This is a genomic window from Pedobacter sp. 05T44, assembly GCF_056395985.1.
Window position 1 is genome coordinate 583,445 of the sequence record NZ_JBFTKO010000001.1, and the last position, 19,604, is coordinate 603,048.

20 protein-coding genes and 1 tRNA gene are annotated in these 19,604 nt (G+C 37.0%); 4 read left to right on the forward strand and 17 right to left on the reverse strand.

Going from position 1 to position 19,604, the window contains the following annotated elements; all coding sequences use genetic code 11:
• Nucleotides 1–3: 3 nt before the first annotated feature.
• The 8 genes from AC1DDK_RS02360 to AC1DDK_RS02395 form a co-directional block, all read right to left on the reverse strand.
• Nucleotides 4–780 (reverse strand): GLPGLI family protein, encoded by a 777-nt coding sequence (locus AC1DDK_RS02360; RefSeq protein ID WP_172660668.1) that lies wholly within the window; start codon nt 778–780, stop codon nt 4–6.
• 151 nt (nt 781–931) lie between these two features.
• Complete coding sequence (locus AC1DDK_RS02365) at nt 932–1,198, reverse strand: hypothetical protein (protein ID WP_172660669.1); 267 nt, start codon at nt 1,196–1,198, stop codon at nt 932–934.
• A 499-nt stretch (nt 1,199–1,697) separates the two neighbouring features.
• Nucleotides 1,698–2,642, reverse strand: coding sequence for a nitrilase family protein (locus AC1DDK_RS02370; RefSeq protein WP_337715371.1), 945 nt, complete (start codon nt 2,640–2,642; stop codon nt 1,698–1,700).
• A 99-nt stretch (nt 2,643–2,741) separates the two neighbouring features.
• On the reverse strand, nt 2,742–3,548 hold the full coding sequence (locus AC1DDK_RS02375; RefSeq protein ID WP_337715373.1) for an AraC family transcriptional regulator: 807 nt from the start codon (nt 3,546–3,548) through the stop codon (nt 2,742–2,744).
• 487 nt (nt 3,549–4,035) lie between these two features.
• A complete protein-coding gene (locus AC1DDK_RS02380) occupies nt 4,036–4,950 on the reverse strand; it encodes a helix-turn-helix domain-containing protein (RefSeq protein WP_288880694.1) in 915 nt (304 codons plus the stop codon).
• Between the two features lie 19 nt (nt 4,951–4,969).
• Nucleotides 4,970–5,707 carry an SDR family oxidoreductase gene (locus AC1DDK_RS02385; protein WP_172660673.1) on the reverse strand — a complete coding sequence of 246 codons (738 nt, stop codon included), beginning with the start codon at nt 5,705–5,707 and terminating at the stop codon, nt 4,970–4,972.
• A gap of 12 nt (nt 5,708–5,719) precedes the next feature.
• Complete coding sequence (locus tag AC1DDK_RS02390; protein WP_288880691.1) at nt 5,720–6,697, reverse strand: aldo/keto reductase; 978 nt, start codon at nt 6,695–6,697, stop codon at nt 5,720–5,722.
• A 118-nt stretch (nt 6,698–6,815) separates the two neighbouring features.
• Entirely contained in the window at nt 6,816–7,019 is a 204-nt protein-coding gene (locus AC1DDK_RS02395) for an aldo/keto reductase (protein ID WP_288880688.1), read from the reverse strand.
• Between the two features lie 138 nt (nt 7,020–7,157).
• On the opposite strand from AC1DDK_RS02395, the gene AC1DDK_RS02400 reads away from it, so the two are divergent.
• The 4 genes from AC1DDK_RS02400 (at nt 7,158) to AC1DDK_RS02415 (ending at nt 10,777) form a co-directional block, all read left to right on the forward strand.
• Nucleotides 7,158–7,607 carry a hypothetical protein gene (locus AC1DDK_RS02400; RefSeq protein WP_477633803.1) on the forward strand — a complete coding sequence of 150 codons (450 nt, stop codon included), beginning with the start codon at nt 7,158–7,160 and terminating at the stop codon, nt 7,605–7,607.
• Nucleotides 7,608–7,660: 53 nt separating this feature from the next.
• Nucleotides 7,661–8,071 carry a hypothetical protein gene (locus AC1DDK_RS02405; RefSeq protein ID WP_477633804.1) on the forward strand — a complete coding sequence of 137 codons (411 nt, stop codon included), beginning with the start codon at nt 7,661–7,663 and terminating at the stop codon, nt 8,069–8,071.
• A gap of 803 nt (nt 8,072–8,874) precedes the next feature.
• A complete protein-coding gene (locus AC1DDK_RS02410; protein ID WP_337715375.1) occupies nt 8,875–10,221 on the forward strand; it encodes an MORN repeat-containing protein in 1,347 nt (448 codons plus the stop codon).
• 70 nt (nt 10,222–10,291) lie between these two features.
• On the forward strand, nt 10,292–10,777 hold the full coding sequence (locus tag AC1DDK_RS02415; protein WP_337715377.1) for a hypothetical protein: 486 nt from the start codon (nt 10,292–10,294) through the stop codon (nt 10,775–10,777).
• Between the two features lie 969 nt (nt 10,778–11,746).
• Here the strand turns inward: AC1DDK_RS02415 and AC1DDK_RS02420 are convergent.
• The 9 genes from AC1DDK_RS02420 to AC1DDK_RS02460 all read right to left on the reverse strand — a co-directional run bounded on the left by AC1DDK_RS02420 (nt 11,747) and on the right by AC1DDK_RS02460 (nt 19,529).
• A tRNA-Leu gene (locus AC1DDK_RS02420) sits at nt 11,747–11,826 on the reverse strand.
• Nucleotides 11,827–11,871: 45 nt separating this feature from the next.
• Nucleotides 11,872–12,171 carry a DUF3817 domain-containing protein gene (locus tag AC1DDK_RS02425; protein ID WP_048904329.1) on the reverse strand — a complete coding sequence of 100 codons (300 nt, stop codon included), beginning with the start codon at nt 12,169–12,171 and terminating at the stop codon, nt 11,872–11,874.
• An 85-nt stretch (nt 12,172–12,256) separates the two neighbouring features.
• Nucleotides 12,257–12,790: an iron-sulfur cluster co-chaperone HscB C-terminal domain-containing protein gene (locus AC1DDK_RS02430; RefSeq protein WP_172660679.1), complete on the reverse strand. Its 534-nt coding sequence runs from the start codon at nt 12,788–12,790 to the stop codon at nt 12,257–12,259.
• 6 nt (nt 12,791–12,796) lie between these two features.
• The gene (gene rseP, locus AC1DDK_RS02435; protein ID WP_172660680.1) at nt 12,797–14,122 is read right to left on the reverse strand and encodes an RIP metalloprotease RseP; all 1,326 of its coding nucleotides are present in this window, start codon (nt 14,120–14,122) and stop codon (nt 12,797–12,799) included.
• Nucleotides 14,123–14,161: 39 nt separating this feature from the next.
• Nucleotides 14,162–15,313, reverse strand: coding sequence for a 1-deoxy-D-xylulose-5-phosphate reductoisomerase (locus AC1DDK_RS02440; RefSeq protein ID WP_172660681.1), 1,152 nt, complete (start codon nt 15,311–15,313; stop codon nt 14,162–14,164).
• Nucleotides 15,310–16,809 carry a GH3 auxin-responsive promoter family protein gene (locus AC1DDK_RS02445; RefSeq protein ID WP_172660682.1) on the reverse strand — a complete coding sequence of 500 codons (1,500 nt, stop codon included), beginning with the start codon at nt 16,807–16,809 and terminating at the stop codon, nt 15,310–15,312. Before AC1DDK_RS02445 ends, AC1DDK_RS02440 begins: the two co-directional genes overlap by 4 nt.
• A gap of 9 nt (nt 16,810–16,818) precedes the next feature.
• The gene (locus AC1DDK_RS02450; protein ID WP_172660683.1) at nt 16,819–17,607 is read right to left on the reverse strand and encodes a hypothetical protein; all 789 of its coding nucleotides are present in this window, start codon (nt 17,605–17,607) and stop codon (nt 16,819–16,821) included.
• Nucleotides 17,604–18,572: a glycosyltransferase family 2 protein gene (locus tag AC1DDK_RS02455; RefSeq protein ID WP_048904323.1), complete on the reverse strand. Its 969-nt coding sequence runs from the start codon at nt 18,570–18,572 to the stop codon at nt 17,604–17,606. Before AC1DDK_RS02455 ends, AC1DDK_RS02450 begins: the two co-directional genes overlap by 4 nt.
• A gap of 3 nt (nt 18,573–18,575) precedes the next feature.
• A complete protein-coding gene (locus AC1DDK_RS02460) occupies nt 18,576–19,529 on the reverse strand; it encodes a glycosyltransferase family 2 protein (protein WP_172660684.1) in 954 nt (317 codons plus the stop codon).
• Between the last annotated feature and the right edge of the window lie 75 nt (nt 19,530–19,604).

The window sequence follows — 19,604 nt, forward strand, 5'->3', positions numbered from 1 at the left end:
CAACTAAAGTTTTTCCATTTTGGGCGGTAAAGTTACTGTGAAAGACGAGCTTCCCCCACTGCTATTCTGCTGCTCACTTGCCCTCGATAGCGCTGCATTTTGGGCAACACGTTTTTTATAAGCTGCAATAAAATAGGCATGGCTTACAGCCTTCTCTTTTGAATAAGAAAAGGGAATACTGATTATTTTGGGGTCGAATACTGCTTTTAGATTAATGCCGGTAAGTTCATAATTATATTTCCCTTCTAAATCTTTTGCAACAATGATTAAACCGGGCAGTCCGCAGAACTTCCATGGTCCATTTGGTACAGAAATGGCGTCGGTAAACCAAACTTCAAATTGACGCCCTCTAAAGTTGGTAGTTGCCCGTGTACAGCTATAGTTTAATATTTTTTTCTTTTCCTTAGTTATTGTCCACTTAAAATTAGCCAGTGTATCCTTAATCAAATAAATATTACGCTCTATAAAGTCTGAAAGTTGAAGTTCATTTTTGCTGAAATCTTTGTAAACAAATATGGGCTTGCTATTTTTCAGAACTTTCGTTTCCACGAAACTATTATCTCCGTCTGCTACTATGGTGTTAGATAAATTTTTAGGTAGGTTTATCTCAATAGACTTGTTTCCGGAAAAATAAACTATACTGTTTATCTCTGTAGCGCTACTGACACCATCGTTTTTTGTTAACTTATAATTTATCGTTCCTTTAACTTGTGCGCTTATATTAAACGTTAAAAAGCACAATATAAAAGCAAAGCTTAGAGTCGATTTGTTTTGATACATAAATTGTAAGGATATGAGAGGTGGGTATAATTTAAAAAAGATKAGTTCTCCTTTTACAAAGCAGCACTCATCTTTTTGTTTTCAAACAGTAGAATAAAGCCTAAATACGTTTTATAATAAGGGTAATTAAACCGTTAAGGTTTCTTGGGGCTTAATAAACGTGAATAGGGCTTGATGGGTCGTCATTTACCGCTGCCTCTACGGCATTTTGACGTGCTCTTGCAGCATCCATTGCGGCTCCGCAGGTTGCACCACTACCATAGTAAGTATAAGAGCCGTAAACAGAACCATCTGGATACACATAAGTTACCGTAAGYGCTGCGTTACACTGCTTAGCAGCAGCAGTAGAAATTAAAGGAGAAGCGAATGTAGCAATGCCGATTAAGCACAACGCTACGAAAGAAGAGGTTTTTTTCATAGAAATAGATTGAGGATTAATTTTTCAATAATAATTTACACTTATCATGCCAAACGAGCAGCTTTAAAAGATAATGGCATTTTTAACCCTCAAAAAAAGAAATAAAGTTGGCAAGTACTGATTAGATAATACTGATAGCGCTCAGGTATTTGTATGTTAAATTATACATCCCTGTCAAATAAATGTATTAAATTTTTAAGTAAACACGCTTACTCGTATCCTTATTAGAAGCTGATGCAACTACGATGTAGCAATGCAGCTCTTCGCCAATATAGACTCGAAGAATTTAATCCCAGTATCCAGTTAGACACCACATTATGGTTCGGCAGTGCTTGCTTCAGTATCAACTTCGATACTTCTCCGATATATCTTCTTAGCAACTTTGATGCACGTCCGTTCTGAGATGAAGATACACCGAAGTTGCTAAGACGTTGATACGAATTTGATACTGAAACAGTCCAGAAGCAAGTCAGAAGCATCCCAGAAGCAAAGCAAGGATTCACTTCAGCCATGAAACTTTATGCTCACTTTTATGTTTTTTACCTATGACGTCCGCATATAGCGCCGGTCTTCTGGCCATAATATATCTTGAGCCACCCGCATCGGTAAGTTTTTCAGGATCTAGTTCCGCCACTGAAATTTCATTATCTAAAGATCTGCATTCCGCTATGATCTCACCAAACGGATCCAAAATCATGGAACAACCATTTTTCAACTGATCGTCGTCCATTCCAATAGGATTTGAAAATACCGCGTAAACAGCATTATCATAGGCTCTTGCAGGCAACCACTTCATCAACCATTTCCTGCCTTTATCACCATCAAATTCTTTCCTCAGTAACTGGACGTTCGCATTTTTGTCCCTCCACAGGCTAGCGTCAACAAATCCCGCCCCTGGTCTGCTTGATGGTGTACACATCGTTACATGTGGCATAAAAATCACCTGAGCTCCTAAAAGTCTTGTTGCTCTTACATTCTCAATAATGTTATTATCGTAGCAAATTAAAATCCCACATTTCCAGCCTTGCAATTCAAATACAGTATAGGCAGACCCCGGCTTGATATAGGGATTAATGAACGGGTGTAACTTGCGGTGACTAGAGATTAAGCCGTTTCCATCTACACATACATATGCTTTATAGAGTTCATTATTTTCATCTTTCTCAAATAGACCTGCGAGAATAACAATTCCATATTTCTTTGCAAATCCAATGAGAGCAGCTACGCTCGGTCCATTTGGTATGCTTTCACTAAGCACTAACATTTGCTCATAGCTAAGGTTCCTTGCAAACGTATAACCTGTAATCGAACATTCATGAAAACTAATAACATCAGCCCCATCCTTTGCTGCCTGTTCGGAAAGCTGTTCAATCATTTTAAGATTATACTCCTTGTCGCCACTTTTGTTTTCAAATTGCGCAGTAGCTATTTTTATTTTTTTCATGACACAAAATTATCCCTCGGCCTTCAACAATGATTGGAAAATTCCGACAACCATATACATATAACTAAAAACTATATTGATGGAAATGAAGATTCAGCCCTAAAACCGCATAAAATTAATTGCAAGCTTATTGACATTTAACCTGTATTCCATCGGTGTAATACCGGTCATTGTCTTGAAATAATTGTTCAGGTGAGATTGATCATAATAACCAGCTTTATAAACCGCAGTAGTCAATTTGCTTTCTGCAGAAAGATCTCTGAAGATCTTTAAAAAGTGCTGGAAACGAATTACATTCATGAACTTTTTTGGTGAAACACCAATCTGCCTACGATAGAGTCTTTCCAGCTGTCGCTCACTCATTTGTAGTTCCTTCAGCAAGTTTTCCATTCTAATAAGCCCCTCATGTTTATTGATGATTTCAAGGCTAAAAAGCAGATCAGGATTCAAACCGTTGCTTTTTTGGAAACGCTCAAGGAGAAAGCTTTCTATGGTGTCAATTACCTCATGAAGACTTTTACTTTTCGCCGCCTTTCGTTCAAACGGAATCGCCTCAGCTCCGATAAGATCAGTGGGAAGAAATATCCCATCATTTAGCTCATCAGCAGACATCCCAAATAATAAATTAAGTGCAAATGGGCGTAATACAACAACCAACAAAGCCATTTGACCCTGAATTTTAAGATCTCTATAGGCAGACATTTGGCCATAAATAAACATCGATGGCAATTGATCTCCAAATGGATAATCACTCGTGCTGATCAGCATATTTTTAGTCAGCGGAACGACTATGCCTGGTTGTCCGTCAGAAAACAAACGATATGTCATCTCCTCCAACTCATTGGTATGCAATAATAAATAATGCCTGATAAATGGCACTAGCTTTTTACTCGGTTCAAACTGCATTTTACTTAATCTATAAAAATAAGTTTATTCCATCTCTTTTGTAAAGATAACATGATTGAACCATACTTCACCACCCGAGATCGAACTGTAAAATCTTCTTTTCTGTGCAATGGAGGCACATTACAAAATATAAAACCAAAAACCCCTCTCTAAGTGCTTTAGAGAGGGGTTTGTACCGTGGAATAGGAATACTTTGAACATATGGAACGCTTTTTATCGCTCATTGAGCCAATAATTGATTGATTTAGAAAAAAAGAGATGATTATATGCAGGCTCTTTTCATCAATAACTAGCTTCAACAATTAGACTTATTTATTTGATCCCTATGTGAGCCTTTTACTATGAGATTAGTCTACTGCAACCACCACATTTTCATTCGTTTCCACTTTATCATTAACTTCAGTTTTTTAGCTGGCAGTTCTCGGGCCACCCTCTAAATTAGCAATACTAATGCTCAATTCCCCAAAATCAAATGGTTTTACCGTCTTTAATTAAATGAATGTCTGAACTCCAAAGGCGAAACATTTGTCTTTGTCTTGAAAAGTTTACTAAACGATTGTGAATGTTCAAAGCCCAATTCATAAGCAATTTCCGAAACGGAAAGATTTGTAGTTGATAATTTTTCTTTAGCTTTTTCTATGATTGCGTTCTGAATGTATTGTTGTGTGTTAAGCCCTGTCAATGAACTCAACATGTCACTCAAATAGCGTTGCGATAGCTTTAATTCTGTACTGATGTATTTCACTGATGGCAAGCCATTTTTCAGACTGTTTTCTTCTCCAAAATAGCTGTTTAAAAGTTCGTCCAAAGAAGTTATGATGTCGTGATTGATTGCTTTCCTCGTGATAAATTGCCTGTTGTAAAAACGATTGCTATAATTCAATAACAATTCTATTTGCGACACCAAAACATCCTGGCTGAAACTGTCAATATTGTTGTCTAATTCATTGGCTATTGTAGCAAATAAATTGGCTATAATTTCTTTTTCTTTTGCTGATAGAAATAAGGCCTCTGAAACATCGTAAGAGAAAAAGCCGTATTGATTTATTGTTTTTCCTAATGGATAATTTCGGATAAAGTCCGGATGAAAATACAAAGCGATACCTTCATAGCTTTCTACGTCTTCCGGTGAAAAAACAATTTGTTTTGGTTTCAAAAATGCTAATCCGCCTTCTTCAAAATCGTAATATCCCTGTCCGTATTTTATGTGTCCTGTAAATGTAGGCTTAAAGGAAATCTTGTAGAAATCAAGACTTACTTTTTGCCCTTTTGGAAACATTTCAATCGAAACATTATTATAGTCAACCAATGCAATCAGCGGGTGCAATGGTGCAGGAAATCCCAATATCCGCACCAATTGCGATATACTTTTAATGTGATTGATATTAGATTGTTGTTGCATTTTTGGTTTACGAATTTAATCAATTTTGTTTTGACGGACGAATAACAATATCGCCAATTTCAACATCGTTAGGTTGGCTTATTGCATAAATTACAGCATTGGCAATAGCTATGGGATCTATGGCAATCTGTTCCATTCCCTTTTGGACAGCTGTTTTCATTTCTTCATTTTTTATGTTGTTTGCAAAATCTGTTTTCACAATTCCGGGCGAAATGCCTGTAATGCGTATGTTTCCATCTGACTCTTGACGAAACGCCTCTGCAATCGTGCGAATGGCATTTTTAGTTCCTGCATAAACGCCCTGCATTGGGACAATCTTTATTCCTGAAGTAGAAATGATATTAACGATATGTCCCGATCGTTGTTGTTTGAAAATAGGAATTGCAGCGGCCATCCCATACAAAACGCCTTTCAGGTTAATGTCGATCATTTCTTCCCAACCGTCAATATCCAATTCGTCAATACGGCTTAATTGACTGACACCTGCATTATTTACAACGGCATCTAATTTTCCATATTGCTCAACTGCCGTATTTACCAACCTAACTAGATCGGCTTTATCCTTTACATCAATTTGAGCAAAGGTGGCTTCACCACCTTTATTTTTAACTTCTTCAACAAGTTGTTGTAATTGTTCTGTTCGTCTTGCACCCAAAACAACCTTGGCACCATTTTTTGCTAATTCTATTGCAATGGCTTTGCCCATTCCGCTGCTTGCACCTGTAATGGCYACAACTTTCCCTTTAATATTTTCCATTGCTGTTCGTTTTTATTTGTCTATTTGTTTTTCTAAAAATTCCGGATAGCGGTCGCCCACAAGTGTAATTCCATTTACTGTTGTGTCAATTTTTGCAAGTTCATCGGTTGTTAATACAATATTTGTACTGCCAATGTTTTCCTCTAAACGATGCAATTTTGTAGTCCCGGGGATTGGTGCTATCCAAGGCTTTTGAGCTAAAAGCCAGGCCAATGCTAATTGTCCGGTCGTAACATTCTTTTGTTTAGCAATCTCAGAGAGTGCGTCCACTAAAGCCAGATTTGCCTTTATATTTTCTTCGCTGAAACGAGGAATAATGTTTCTACGGTCGATATCCTCTAATTTTTTGTTTATTACACCTGTAAGGAAGCCTTTACCCAAAGGACTGAAGGGAACGAAACCAATTCCTAACTCTTCCAAGGTTGGTATGATTTCATTTTCTGGCTCACGCCAAAACAAAGAGTATTCGCTTTGTAATGCTGTTACAGGTAGAATTGAATGTGCTCTTCGAATAGTTTTAACACTTGCTTCCGATAAACCGAAATATTTTACTTTGCCTTCCTGTATCAGGTCTTTCACTGTTCCTGCAACATCTTCTATCGGAACATTAGGGTCAACTCTGTGCTGATACAACAAATCGATGTAATCTGTCTTTAATCTTTTCAGAGATGCTTCGGTTACGGCTCTGATAGTTGCGGGTCTGCTGTCTAAACCTACCGCTGGTCTGGCATCCTTACAACCAAATTTTGTGGCGATTACTACGTCTTTTCTATAAGGCTGTAATGCCTCGCCAACAATTTCTTCATTGGTGTAAGGTCCGTAGGCTTCTGCGGTATCAAAAAATGTAATACCTCTTTCAACTGCGTTGCATAGTAGTGTGATGGCATCTTTTTTATCAAGACCCTTGCCATCCAAGAAGTTTAAACCCATACAGCCAAAGCCTAATGTGGAAACTTCTAATCCACTATTTCCTAATTTTCTCTTTTGCATAATCCTTTATTTAATTATTTCTAAAACTGACTTAAATTTCAAGTACAAAATTCTTGATTGTCGCGCTGTAAAAAGTAGTTGGATTGGTAATTGTTGTAGTCAGATTTTCAAACGTTTTTTAAACACTATAAATTAATCCGATGCCTTTATCTAACGATTTGATGGCTGTCAGATCATCGGCAGACAACTCTAAGTCAAGTGCATTGAAATTTTCATTAATCCTTTTCATATTTGCTGATTTCGGAATAACCACGACTTCTTTTTGGATTAAACATCGCAGAACCACTTGGGCGATATTCGTGTTATATTTGCTTGAGAGCATAACAACAAGTTAATGGAAATCTGCCAGCACATGCAGTTTACTCCTGAGGTTTTCGTCGCGGAAAGGAATATCTGGAGGTATATTATTGAATCATCAGGGTGATAAATTCAATTTATTGTATCTTCCTAAAAAAAACAAATGAAGAAAACCAAACTACTAATTCTAACTCTGTTTATTGCCAATTTCAGTTACGCACAAACCGCTCTAATGGATAGTTTAATTCAAAAAAACTACTCCACCTTTAAAAAAAACAATAACAACACTTTCGAAGGAAAAGGATGGATTACCCTACAGGATGAAATCAGCAAAAACAATTCTGTGTTATTGGGCGAGCTGCATTTCACCGATGAAGTCCCTTACTTCACAAATGCGATTATTAATAATATTAAGTTCGACAACTATATTCTAGAAATTGATCCATATACAATCAACACAATATCAACAAAAATTAAATCCTTATCCTCAGCTGAACTGGACAAATTCCGTAATGAATCAGGTTCAGCTTTATCTTTTTTACAAGGTGAAGCTGAGTTTGATTTATTCAAAAACATACTTCAGCAGAATATCAAACTATATGGAGCGCACTAAAATTAAGCAGGGAACTATATTTAAGTCGAATTCACCCTTTAAGAGTTCAATACATGAAGCACCTGGTTCTTGAAAAACTACCTGAATGGAAAGACAAGAAGAATCTTTTCAAATTTGGTGCTAATCACCTGCCTAAAGGAGAGAGTTTAATGGAAGTATTCGATATTGGAAACCTGGTTTCCAATATCGAAGAGGCAAATTACCGGAAGTCATTACACATTATGCTCATCGGAAAAGAAGAAGGTGAAACATTGGCTGATTTAGATCAATATAAATCTTTCTTAACCGTCGTAAAAGATGACAATTGGTATACCTATGATTTAAGCCCCTTGAAACAAGCAATCTCTAAAAAGAAGCTTAAAGTAGAGAATTTGGAGCTGGAAAGAATTATAAAAGGTTACGACTATTTGGTTTTCATTCCAAACATAACTAAAACCCCAAAAAGAGGCAGGAAAGACTATTAAATCTGATCAAGAGCCGGCTGTTTTATAGCACAGACGGCTTACTTGGGTGAAGCCCGCTCATAACACCCAAAGAAAATGAGGTTCAGCAGAAATACTTTGAACACAGTTTGAAGAATATTTAGGCGTTAGAAAGATATAAAAAACCGGAATCGAAGTGTTCGATCCCGGTATGTACCGATCAGCGGGACTACTTTGAATATTTAAAAGCCTTTTTATTACTTATTGAGCCTATAGTGGAAGATTTGAAAGTTAAAGGTTTTATAAAATAGCTGCTCTGGATTCTTAGTTTTTTTTCTAGACATAATCTTGCTTTTATTTTGTCTTCAGCATTTTCGAGTTCCGAGAAAAATGCCCGACCTCAAGGGCGCAAGATTCTTTTGTGTATACAAAAGTACATCTTGCAAAACACCCGCGTGGTTAAAGTATTCCTGTAGGTCGCTCGAATTTGTGGATATTTACTTTTGTTGGTTCTCTGGAAAACCAGAATTTTTAATTGCACTTTTGGTATAGGAATAGAGGCAATTATCTACCGCGAGTTCATCCTTAATTCCCGGTAATAACTGAGGAGCCAGGCTTGATTCTTGTTCTTGAGGCAAATGCTTTCTTCGGTCTGATCATAATCAAAGTTTTGATAAGCAAAAGTGATGGGTTAAGAAACAGGAAGATGGTACTCCCGAAGTTAAGAACCTTTATAAAGTATCAAATAAAACTTATGAAAATTTATAACTGCTGCCAGCAGTATGTTTAAAATGGGAAATTCAATTTATGCAAAGGCGTAACACAAACAAAAATAACAGAAAAAAATGAGATTACTATTTTTTGGACTTTTAACATTACTTACCACAAATTCCTTTGCCCAAGGCAATGGACAGTTTGTAAAAGAACATCAATCAAATTGCAAAATATGGTTAGATGAACCGACAACCGCAGACAGCCTAATTTGGAATGGCAATTGCAAAAACAATTTTGCATCCGGAGCTGGCTTTTTGCAATGGTTTCAAAATAATAAATTGGCAGCTACCTACAAAGGTGAAATGAAGCAAGGAAAATTTGACGGGAAAGGAAAATTTGAAATTATTGGATATGCCAGTTTTGAAGGAACTTTTATCAACGGTTCCTTAAACGGAAAAGGTGCAGCCTATTTCAACAACGGCGGTAAAACCATTGGCAATTTTGTAAATGGTGATTTTTTAAACCTAGATGATCAATATCTACCTCTCCTTAAAAAACAAACTTTAGCCCTTAAAAACACGGCTGAGACTTATGGCAACATCAGCAAAGATGATAACCTTTTCTATTACGTACTCGCTCCTAAAAACCCAATACGGGCGGTTTTAGTTCTATTTCCATCAACAGGCGAAACGGCAGAAAATGTAATCAGCTGCAATAAATTTTTGATGCAACAAGCATACGATAAAAATATTCTGTCGGTAGTAGTGAGTGCAAACTACAACAACACATTAGATACGGATACAACATCAAAACGTTTTTTTGATACCGCTTTTGAAGATATTGTAACAAAGTATAAAGCTCCAAAAAATAAATTTATTTTAAGTGGACTTTCGTTAGGCGGGATGAACGCACTGCAATACACCGAAATGTCTCACAATGCAAAATACATCACTTACTTAACACCATTGGCAGTAATTGGTGTAGATCCACCAGTAGATCTAATAGATTTATACAACGGCGCAAAAAATGCAATTGTTAAGTACGAAAAAGAAGGGGATAAATTATCTCAAAGTAAAAAAATAGCATTGCAGGAAGACCATTTTCTGGTAAATGAATTTAAAAAACAGTATGGCGGGTCGCCAGACGAGTTTCCTGAAAAATATGTGGAAGGTTCGATGTTTACAAGAAGCAGAGACGATGGCGGCAATGCAAAATATTTGATCACTGTTCCTGTTAGATTATACTGTGACCCAGATATAGTTTGGCAACTTAAAAACAAAGGCAGGACCTATTATGATTTGAATGCTGCCAATCTTTCGGCAATGACAAATTTTTTAATGCAAAGCGGAAATAAAAAAGCAGAATTTATTCCCGCCATTGGGAAAGGTTTTAGGGTCGACGGAACAAGACATCCACATTCTTGGTCAATTGTAGAACCTACGGATTGTATCAAATGGATCTTGGATTTGGCTAAGTAAAAGTATACAATGTCGGTTTTATACAAGCTAGAAGCTGGTTTTAAATATATTTTCGAATGAATTTAAAGGTATGACCACGCTCATCAAATATTTTGCATTCGCCATACTCCTATTGGTTGTAGTCGGTATTTCAATAAAAAGAACCATCAATCAATCAACAGCACTACCAGAACGAGGTTGTTTTGTAAATTACATTCCAATTGATACTGCTCAAAAAGAGATTATTTTTCCACGATTAGCTGGCCATCTATTAAGTTATACAGGAGACGGTAAAGCATTGTTTACAACTATAACGAATAACTTTTCAAGGCCCATTTCAATGAAAGAGTGGCTGGCTTTGAAACAAAAGCCAAACAAACAAATCGCTGTTAAATCGACCTTAATAGAAGCTAGAGGAACGGTTAAAGCAAATGGTAATAAGTTGGTTTTTGAAAGTGATAAACCAGGCTTTCATAAAGTATTTTTGATAGACCTTTTTAAGGGAAATATCACTAAACTTAATGATGTAAAGACACACGATAAGTATGCTATTAGCACCTGTGATCCGAATCTGTAAACATATTAATTATGGTTTATAATTTACAAGCTTTTATTTGCCGACAAAGTGATGCCATACCACTTACAACGCATCATAAAAAAGCCATTTAAGTTAATCTCGAACAAGGATTATGTTTAATACCTATGACCGTTGACTTATCTGACCAAATCAATAAGGATCTGCAATTGGCAAACCTAGCTGTGTTCTCTTACCTCACTGAAAATCGAAAATAAGCCTTTATTCGACGATTTGAAAATCGCCTAAAAACAAAAAAGCCCTTTAAGATATCTTAAAGGGCTCACAGGTCCCGTGAGCGCACTGATTTCGAACTACATTTTAATGGATTGACCGAATTTAAGAGTTTGATTTTCGAAAGAAGAGCAATTGGAATCCACAATTAAGATTTAGCCGGAAGAAATCAAAAATTGACAAATATCGGGTAATTGGATTTTAAAGGGGTAAGATGTTGATTAGAAATAATGAAAGTTTGTTGATAAATAACAACTCGATGAGTGATGTGAAATCTCACGTTATTACGTTAAGGAGTTACATTATTTAACCCGTATATGTAATAACATTGTTAATGGAATTTCAAAAAAATGAAGCTAAAAAAATGCCACTTCGCAAGAGGCCTATCTTGATAGTGGATAATTTAAATAGAAGTTTCGGTACAGGACCGTATATAAAGGCAATGCTAGAATATTCTTTAAGTGGAAATCAACCGTCAAAATTCCGAAACGAGGATGAGCTTATTGACCGGACTTTACCGAATTTAACTAACCTCTATGAGATTTATCAAAAAGGCAACATTACACAGAAGCATACCCTGATGAGGGGGGTGTTCAAAGATAATCTGGTATGGGGTGATGGTATGTTTAGAACCGCTTTTATTGACCCAACGTTTAATGATAACATACTGAAAGTCAAGCAAAAAGGGTTGCTTTTTAATGAGCAACCCTTTAAGGTTTTGGGCTTGAGCCCGGTTAGTACCCAGCGCCGGAGTCGAACCGGCACGGTTTCCCACAGGTGTTTGAGACCAGCGCGTCTACCAATTCCGCCAGCTGGGCATTTGCTTATTCAGCGGGATGCAAATGTATCAATTGAATAACTAATTACCAAGACTTATTTAAATTATCTTCTTTAAGTTTTTTATCTACCCAAAAAGGGGCAAATGGCACTAATGATGCAAACCCTATGAGTACCACCTTTTTAAAGCTCCATTTATACTCTTGCCATGCCATAATTAAAAAAACAATGTACAGCACAAATAAAAGGCCATGAGCCCAACCTGTGTATTTCACAGCCAAAGGCATATCAGCCCAGTACTTTAGGGGCATAGCAATAAATACCAGCAAGATGTAAGAAATTCCCTCAGCAACGGCAACTTTTCTAAAAATGGATAATGTGTTCATATATATGGATTTGCGGCAAAGGTATCCAAACAATCATTGTAAAAAAGTAGCATTTTACTTTTTTACAATGATTTAACAGCCAGCCTTATATATTGGCAGCTTTAGCAATACTTTCTCTAAGTCTTAACAAATACTTAGTACGATAATACAAGTCCTTTATTGCAATAAGTGTTTTATCCTGCTCCGCTGAAGTCTGACCTTCAAAAGAAGTTGTAAGTGATAAAATTTCATCCGACAACCCCTTCTCTACTCCATTAACATCTTCCTTTAGACTTGCCAGCTTCACAGGGTCGGGATCAAATTGCAAATCCATTAATGCCTCATTAATATCCATCATCTCCATTAAAAAACTTTGGGGCAGAACATAGTTCTCACCTTCCTTTAATAAGCCTTTCAATTCCAGAACATAATGTAATCGCTTCTGCGGATCACTTAGAACCTGATATGCTTTATTATTTACCGTACTCAATTCCAATACCTCAGCCTGTTTCTCATCGCTTTCATTAATATAAAAATCAGGATGATACTTCTTACTAAACTCATAAAACTTTTGCTTTACGAGGGCCACATCAGGATTAAAGCTTAATGGTAAGCCATAAAATGCAAAATAGTCTGTCATAAGGGCTTAATGCATTACAGCCTTAAATATGTCGTTGCCGAGCACAAAAACCATCAACGACAACAGCAGGACAAAACCAACTATCTGGGCACGCTCCATAAACTTATCGCCAAGAGGCTTTCCTTTGATCATCTCTACAATCAGGAATACAACATGTCCCCCATCCAAAGCAGGTATTGGTAACAGGTTCATAAATGCCAAAGCAATAGAAATAAAGCCTGTAGAAGCCCAAAATCTCATCCAGATCCACTCTCCGCCATAAACTTTACGCGCGATTTCTACAGGGCCCGAAAATGCTTTGTTTGCCTGGATTTTACCTGTAACTACTTTCCAGATTCCTTTAGCATTATCACTAAAAGTTTTCCATGCCTGATTTGCTCCTATTGGAAGAGCAGCAAACAGACTATAATTAATTGTTTGTTGTTTTATCTCATCTATGTTAAATCCGATACCAATAGTTCCGGCACTGTCCACAGGAATAGTATAAGTTAACTTTTCAGTACCACGATTAATTATAAAAGACACTGGTTTTTTCTTGTGCTTCTGAAGCTCATCTCTAACATCTGCATTAAATCGAACAGGTGTATTATTTACAGCAACAATTCTATCACCTTTTTTTAATCCTGCTTTGAGTGCGTTGCCAAACACGCTATCTACTGTAGAAGTTAACAAGGGTGCCCTGCTAATAAACGCTTCAATTCCTAAATCAGAAACCTTATTTAAGATATTCTCAGGCACTTTGATATCCAGGGTTCTGTCTCCACGGATAACCGTTAAATTTGTGTTTCCGAGCAAAACCTTTGAACTGATCAATTCATCAAAGCGAATCACCTTGTTTCCATTAACAGCAATTACCTTATCTCCCTTTTGAAGCCCGATTTCTTTACCGATACTTCCGGGATTAATACCATTCTGTGCAGAACTGTTAGGAATAAATGTTTCGCCGTATTTAAATGTAAGCATCCAGAAAATCAGGATACCAACAACTATGTTGACAATAACACCGCCAAGCATCACTATTAAACGTTGCCAGGCTGGTTTAGACCTAAATTCCCAAGGCTGCGCCGGCTGATTCATTTGTTCGGTATCCATAGATTCATCTATCATACCTGCTATTTTAACATAGCCGCCTAATGGTAACCAACCGATGCCGTACTCACAATCCCCTTTCTTAAAACTAAACAACTTAACACCCCAGGCATCAAAAAACAGGTAAAACTTCTCTACCTTAATTCCAAAAGCCCGTGCCGCAAGAAAATGTCCTAATTCGTGTAAAATAACTAATATCGATAATCCCAGAAGTAACTGGGCCGCCATAATCAATCCGCTCATATATGATTTTAAATGTTTCTAAATTTGACTGTAAAAAACTTATTTTGTTACCAGCTCGCCCGCAAATATACGTGTATGCTGGTCGGTTTCTAAATAATTATTAAGAGTTGGTGTCGCTATAAAGCTGATATCAGACATACATTGTTCTATTATATCGCTCATTTCCAGGAAACCAATCTGATTTTGTAAAAAGGCATTTACTACCACTTCATTGGCAGCATTGATGATGCAAGGCATATTTCCTGCTCTGCGTAAAGCCTCAAATGCGAGGTCAAGATTTCTAAAAGTACCTCTGTCAGCCTTTGAGAACGTCAGCTCCGGATAATCCATAAAGTTGAAACGTTTAAAATTGCTGCTTATTCTTCCTGGATATGCAAAAGCATAATGAATTGGCAATTTCATATCAGGAAGACCCATCTGAGCCTTCATAGAGCCGTCATTAAACTGCACCAGCGAATGTACGATAGATTGAGGATGTACAATCACATCAATCTGATCTACATTCAAATCAAACAGCCATCTCGCTTCAATAACTTCTAGGCCTTTATTCATTAAAGATGCCGAATCAATGGTGATCTTAGCACCCATTACCCAGTTGGGGTGTTTAAGCGCCTCGGCTTTGGTAACATTAGCTAAAAAAGCACGTTCCTTCCCTCTAAATGGCCCACCCGATGCAGTTAAATAGATTTTTTCAATTGTATCAACTGCCTCACCTACCAGGCACTGGAAAATTGCAGAATGCTCAGAATCTACAGGTATAATTTTTACCCCATGTTGCTTTGCTAAACTAGTTATCAAATCACCGGCAACTACCAGCGTTTCTTTATTAGCCAGGCCAATATCTTTTTTAGCTTCAATAGCAGCAATAGTTGGTTTTAAACCAACAGAACCTACTATTGCAGTAAGTACTAAATCTGTCTCTGCTAAACTAGCTGCTTCACACAACGCTGCTTCACCTGCTAAAACCTTGATACCTGTAGCTGATAAAGCTGCTTTTACGGATTTATATTGACGCTCGTCGCCAATAACAACCATTAAAGGTTTAAACTTTAATGCCTGGGCAATCAATAGATCAGCGTTTGATTGTGCTGTAAGCGCTGTAACCTTATACAACTCCGGATTTGCCTCAATAACTTCTAAGGCCTGTGTTCCTATTGAACCGGTTGCGCCTAAAATGGATATGTTTTTCAATTTATAAAACTACTTAAATTATCAGCAATCTTTCTGTCGTTCGATAATCTTGGAACCTTATTCTGTCCGCCAAGCTTACCCTGGCTACGCATAAAGTTCACAAAGGCATCTTTCTGTAAAGAACGAATGATCAGTGGTTGCAGTATTTTCCCCTCAATGAGGTCAAAATAGTAAATATTCTTCTTTTGTAGTGCTTCATCTACTTTTTTACTGAAAGCCTCAAGATTCTTAGGAGGATTAAAAAACTCCACAAACCACTCGTGGTAAGGCAATTCGCCGTGTTTCGTTTCCACCTGAGGAGCTACAGTAAATTCTGTGATACCCACACCTTCCAGGTTAGCTACGGTAAGTAAAGCATGTTCTACCTCTTCGCCAATTACATGTTCTCCAAAAGCTGAAATAAAATGCTTAATACGTCCTGTCACCAATATTTTATACGGGTTTTTAGATACAAACTTAATTGTATCTCCGATGCTATAACCCCATAACCCGGCATTTGTATTGAGTATCAAAGCATAATTCTTTTCCAGCTCCACATCTTCCAGACTAACTCTCAAAGGGTTATCATTATAATACTCGTCTGCAGGAATAAATTCATAAAATATACCTGCATTTGCCAGCAGTAACAGACTTTTATCCTGCTGACTATCCTGATAAGCAATAAATCCTTCGGAGGCAGGATAAGTTTCAATTGTATCGATTTTCTTGCCTATGCTTTCCTCAATTTTAGCCCTATAAGGTTCGTAATTAACCCCGCCGTATACAAACAGGCTAAAGTTTTTAAAAATATCTTTAATCTTTTTGCCTCCGGATTTCTGTGCAAGCCTGTCAAAATACATTTGTACCCATGGCGGTATGCCCGAAATCAGGGTCATATCTTCATTAATGGTTTCTTCTACTATTGCATCAACCTTTTGCTCCCAATCTTCAATACAATTTGTGGCATAAGAAGGCAGACGATTTCTCTGTAAATAACCTGGAACAAGATGGGCTACTATACCTGATAACCTACCTACGTTAATTCCATTTTTTTTACTCAGCACAGGGCTTCCCTGCAAAAAGATCATCTTACCATTAACAAAAGCGGTGTTACCGGTTTCGTGAATGTAGGTAAGCAAGGCATTCCGGGCAGCTTTAACATGCTCGGGCACCGATTCTTTAGAAAGTGGAATGTATTTAACGCCCGATGTGGTACCAGAGGTTTTTGCAAAATAAAGGGGTTTTCCTTTCCACATTACATCAGGTTCACCTGCCACTACCCTTTCAATATAAGGTCGTAACTCTTCGTAATCCCTAACAGGAACCGCCTTTTTAAAATCCTCATATGTTTTTACAGAGGCAAAACCATGATCCTTACCAAAAGCCGTACTTTTTGCAGAATCAATGAGTTGGCTTAAAGTTCCCTTCTGTGCTCCCACTGCATTTTTTTTCCATTTATTGATGCCTTTTACAATAAAGGCCGCAAACGGTTTGCTTAATGCCGCTTTTAATCCCATAAGTTCTGTTTAAACTATGTTATGTATAATATCAGGCTCAGCATCTCCCTTGTATTCACTCATCATTTTACGATAAGCAATAGTTAAAGCTACACTTGATAGCGGAACAATAATAAAGGAGCTCAAAATATTTATAAAGAATGAGAACACCGGCCAGTGTATGTAACTAAAAAACAAATAAAGCAGGTGAAAACTTAATAGCACTAACAAAAGCAGAAAAATCTTTGTAAAGTTGCCTTTTGTAGTGGCTAAGCTAAGCTTTATAGATAGAAATGGAGGTAAATCTTTATCGATTATAAAAAACGGGAAGAAAGAAATACGGATCCATGTAATGAATATTGCAATTACCCCAACAGAAATAGCCACATTGGTTATAACTTCCATTTTTATCCCTGTGTATATAAAAGGGAAAGCGATTAACACTACTATCGAATACACACCTACAATACAAAGCATAAAGTAAAGCGTTGCCACCAGGAATCTGATAATCTGTTTTCTGGTAGGAATTGTACTTACAATGCTTACATCATGGTCTTCATCATCCAGTAAATGAAAAATATACTTAAACAGCGATAGATTGATGGTAAAGTAGAACATCACAAAGATGAAAGCCATCAATATACTCAATCCCTTACTTACATCCTTTAAAAAGAATGCCATTAAGCCCGAAGCATTAGAAGTAATAAACATCAAAAAGCACAGTGTGGCAATAGAAAAGTAATTCCTTTTGGTCACTGTCCAGGCCTTGCTAATCACCTCATTTACAGCAAATGTACTCTCCTTTAAAAATTCTATCATTGTTGTTTAAATACTACTCTTTTAATAAAATCCTGCATAAAACCTAAACCGTAGGCTGTTAGCTGAATGAACGCTGCAATAATGCTCAAAAATGCAACTTTTAATGACTTATTAACCTGCCATGAGTGAAAAAATATCAACATAAAGTATATCAGCATTACAAAGTTACAAATGAATGCTAAAGGCCAATAAAATATATTAATAAGCACAGTAAATATTACGGCACATGTAAATGCTGCCGGAAAGAAATGCACCAATTTTAATTCGGAAGGGAAATGTTTATAAATATTTATCCTGGCCCTGCCAAAAAAGTGCAGCTGCTTATAGAACTGGCTAAAACTTGTGCGTCTTTTATGAAAAACTCTGGCTGCCGGGATTAAACCGATCTTAAAACCGTGCTCGTGAATACGAATACTATATTCAATATCCTCTCCTAATCTTGTTAATATAAAGCCGCCAACTTTTTCCCATACTTCTCTGGATACCCCCATGTTAAAACTACGGGGATGGAATTGTCCGATATGCTTTTTATTGCCTCTTATCCCTCCGGTTGTAAATGGAGAAGTCATGGCATAACTGATGGCCTTTTGTACCGGCGTAAAACTTTGGTGTGCAGCATCGGGCCCACCATATGCATCCAGTTTATGTTCAAAAAGATAATCCTTTACTATTTCAAGGTAATCCTCAGGGATGAGGCAATCGGAATCAAAAATCACAAAGAAATCGCCTTTGGCCCTTTCAAACCCATAATTACGCGAAAACCCTTGTCCCTCGTTAGGTTTAAAGAAATATTTTACATCAAGTGAATTGGCATATTTATCAACAATAGCCTTAGCATCATTTACAGAACCATCCTCAATTACCAATACTTCGAATTGGGTATAGGTTTGCCTGGTAAGCGTAGTGAGCAATTCATCAATCTCCTGAGGGCGATTGTAAAGGGGAATTATAATCGAAAAAAACATTTGTTATAAAATCTCCTTTTCTATTAAATATTGGTTACGCTCTGGTGCATTTCTGGTAACCAGTTCTGCAACAAAACCAGTTAAAAACAACTGAGAACCAAGTATTATGGCTACCAAAGCAATATAGAACAATGGTTGATCCGTTACATCCCTTTTATACGGAATGGCCATAGATATATGATATAGCTTAACGCCAATAAGCCATAAGGCCATAAATGTTCCTATCACAAAACTCAGCACTCCTAACGAACCAAAAAAGTGCATTGGACGTTTGCCAAATTTACCTACAAAAAAGATGGACAAGAGGTCTAGAAATCCATTAACAAAACGGCTCATTCCAAACTTGGTAACTCCATATTTACGCGCCCTATGCTCTACTACCTGTTCTCCGATATTCTTAAATCCTGCCCATTTTGCGATTACAGGAATATAACGGTGCATCTCGCCGTAAACTTCAATTGTTTTAACCACATCACTACGGTAAGCTTTTAAACCGCAATTAAAATCATTTAATTGAATGCCCGACATTTTTCGGGTGGCAGCGTTAAAAAGCTTGGTGGGTATGGTTTTGGTAATCGGATCGTAACGTTTCTTTTTCCAGCCGGATATAATATCAAACTTTTCCTCTTTTATCCGACGGAAAAGTTCAGGTATCTCATCCGGACTATCCTGCAGATCAGCATCCATAGTAATTATTACATCACCTTGTGCAGCCTCAAAAGCAACATTTAATGCGGCAGATTTACCATAGTTTCTTCTGAATTTAATTCCTTTTACTGAACTATATTGTTGCTTTAAATCTTCAATAATGCTCCAGGAGCTATCAGTACTTCCATCGTCAACAAAAAGAACCTCATAACTAAAGTTATGCTCCTGCATTACCTTAGCAATCCATGAAGTTAATTCAGGTAACGATTCTTCTTCATTATATAGGGGGATTACAACAGAAATATCCATGTGTGATTACAACGCTTAAAACTGTGCAAACTTACTTAAAACTTAACAAATATGCATATTCACAAAATTGTTAGG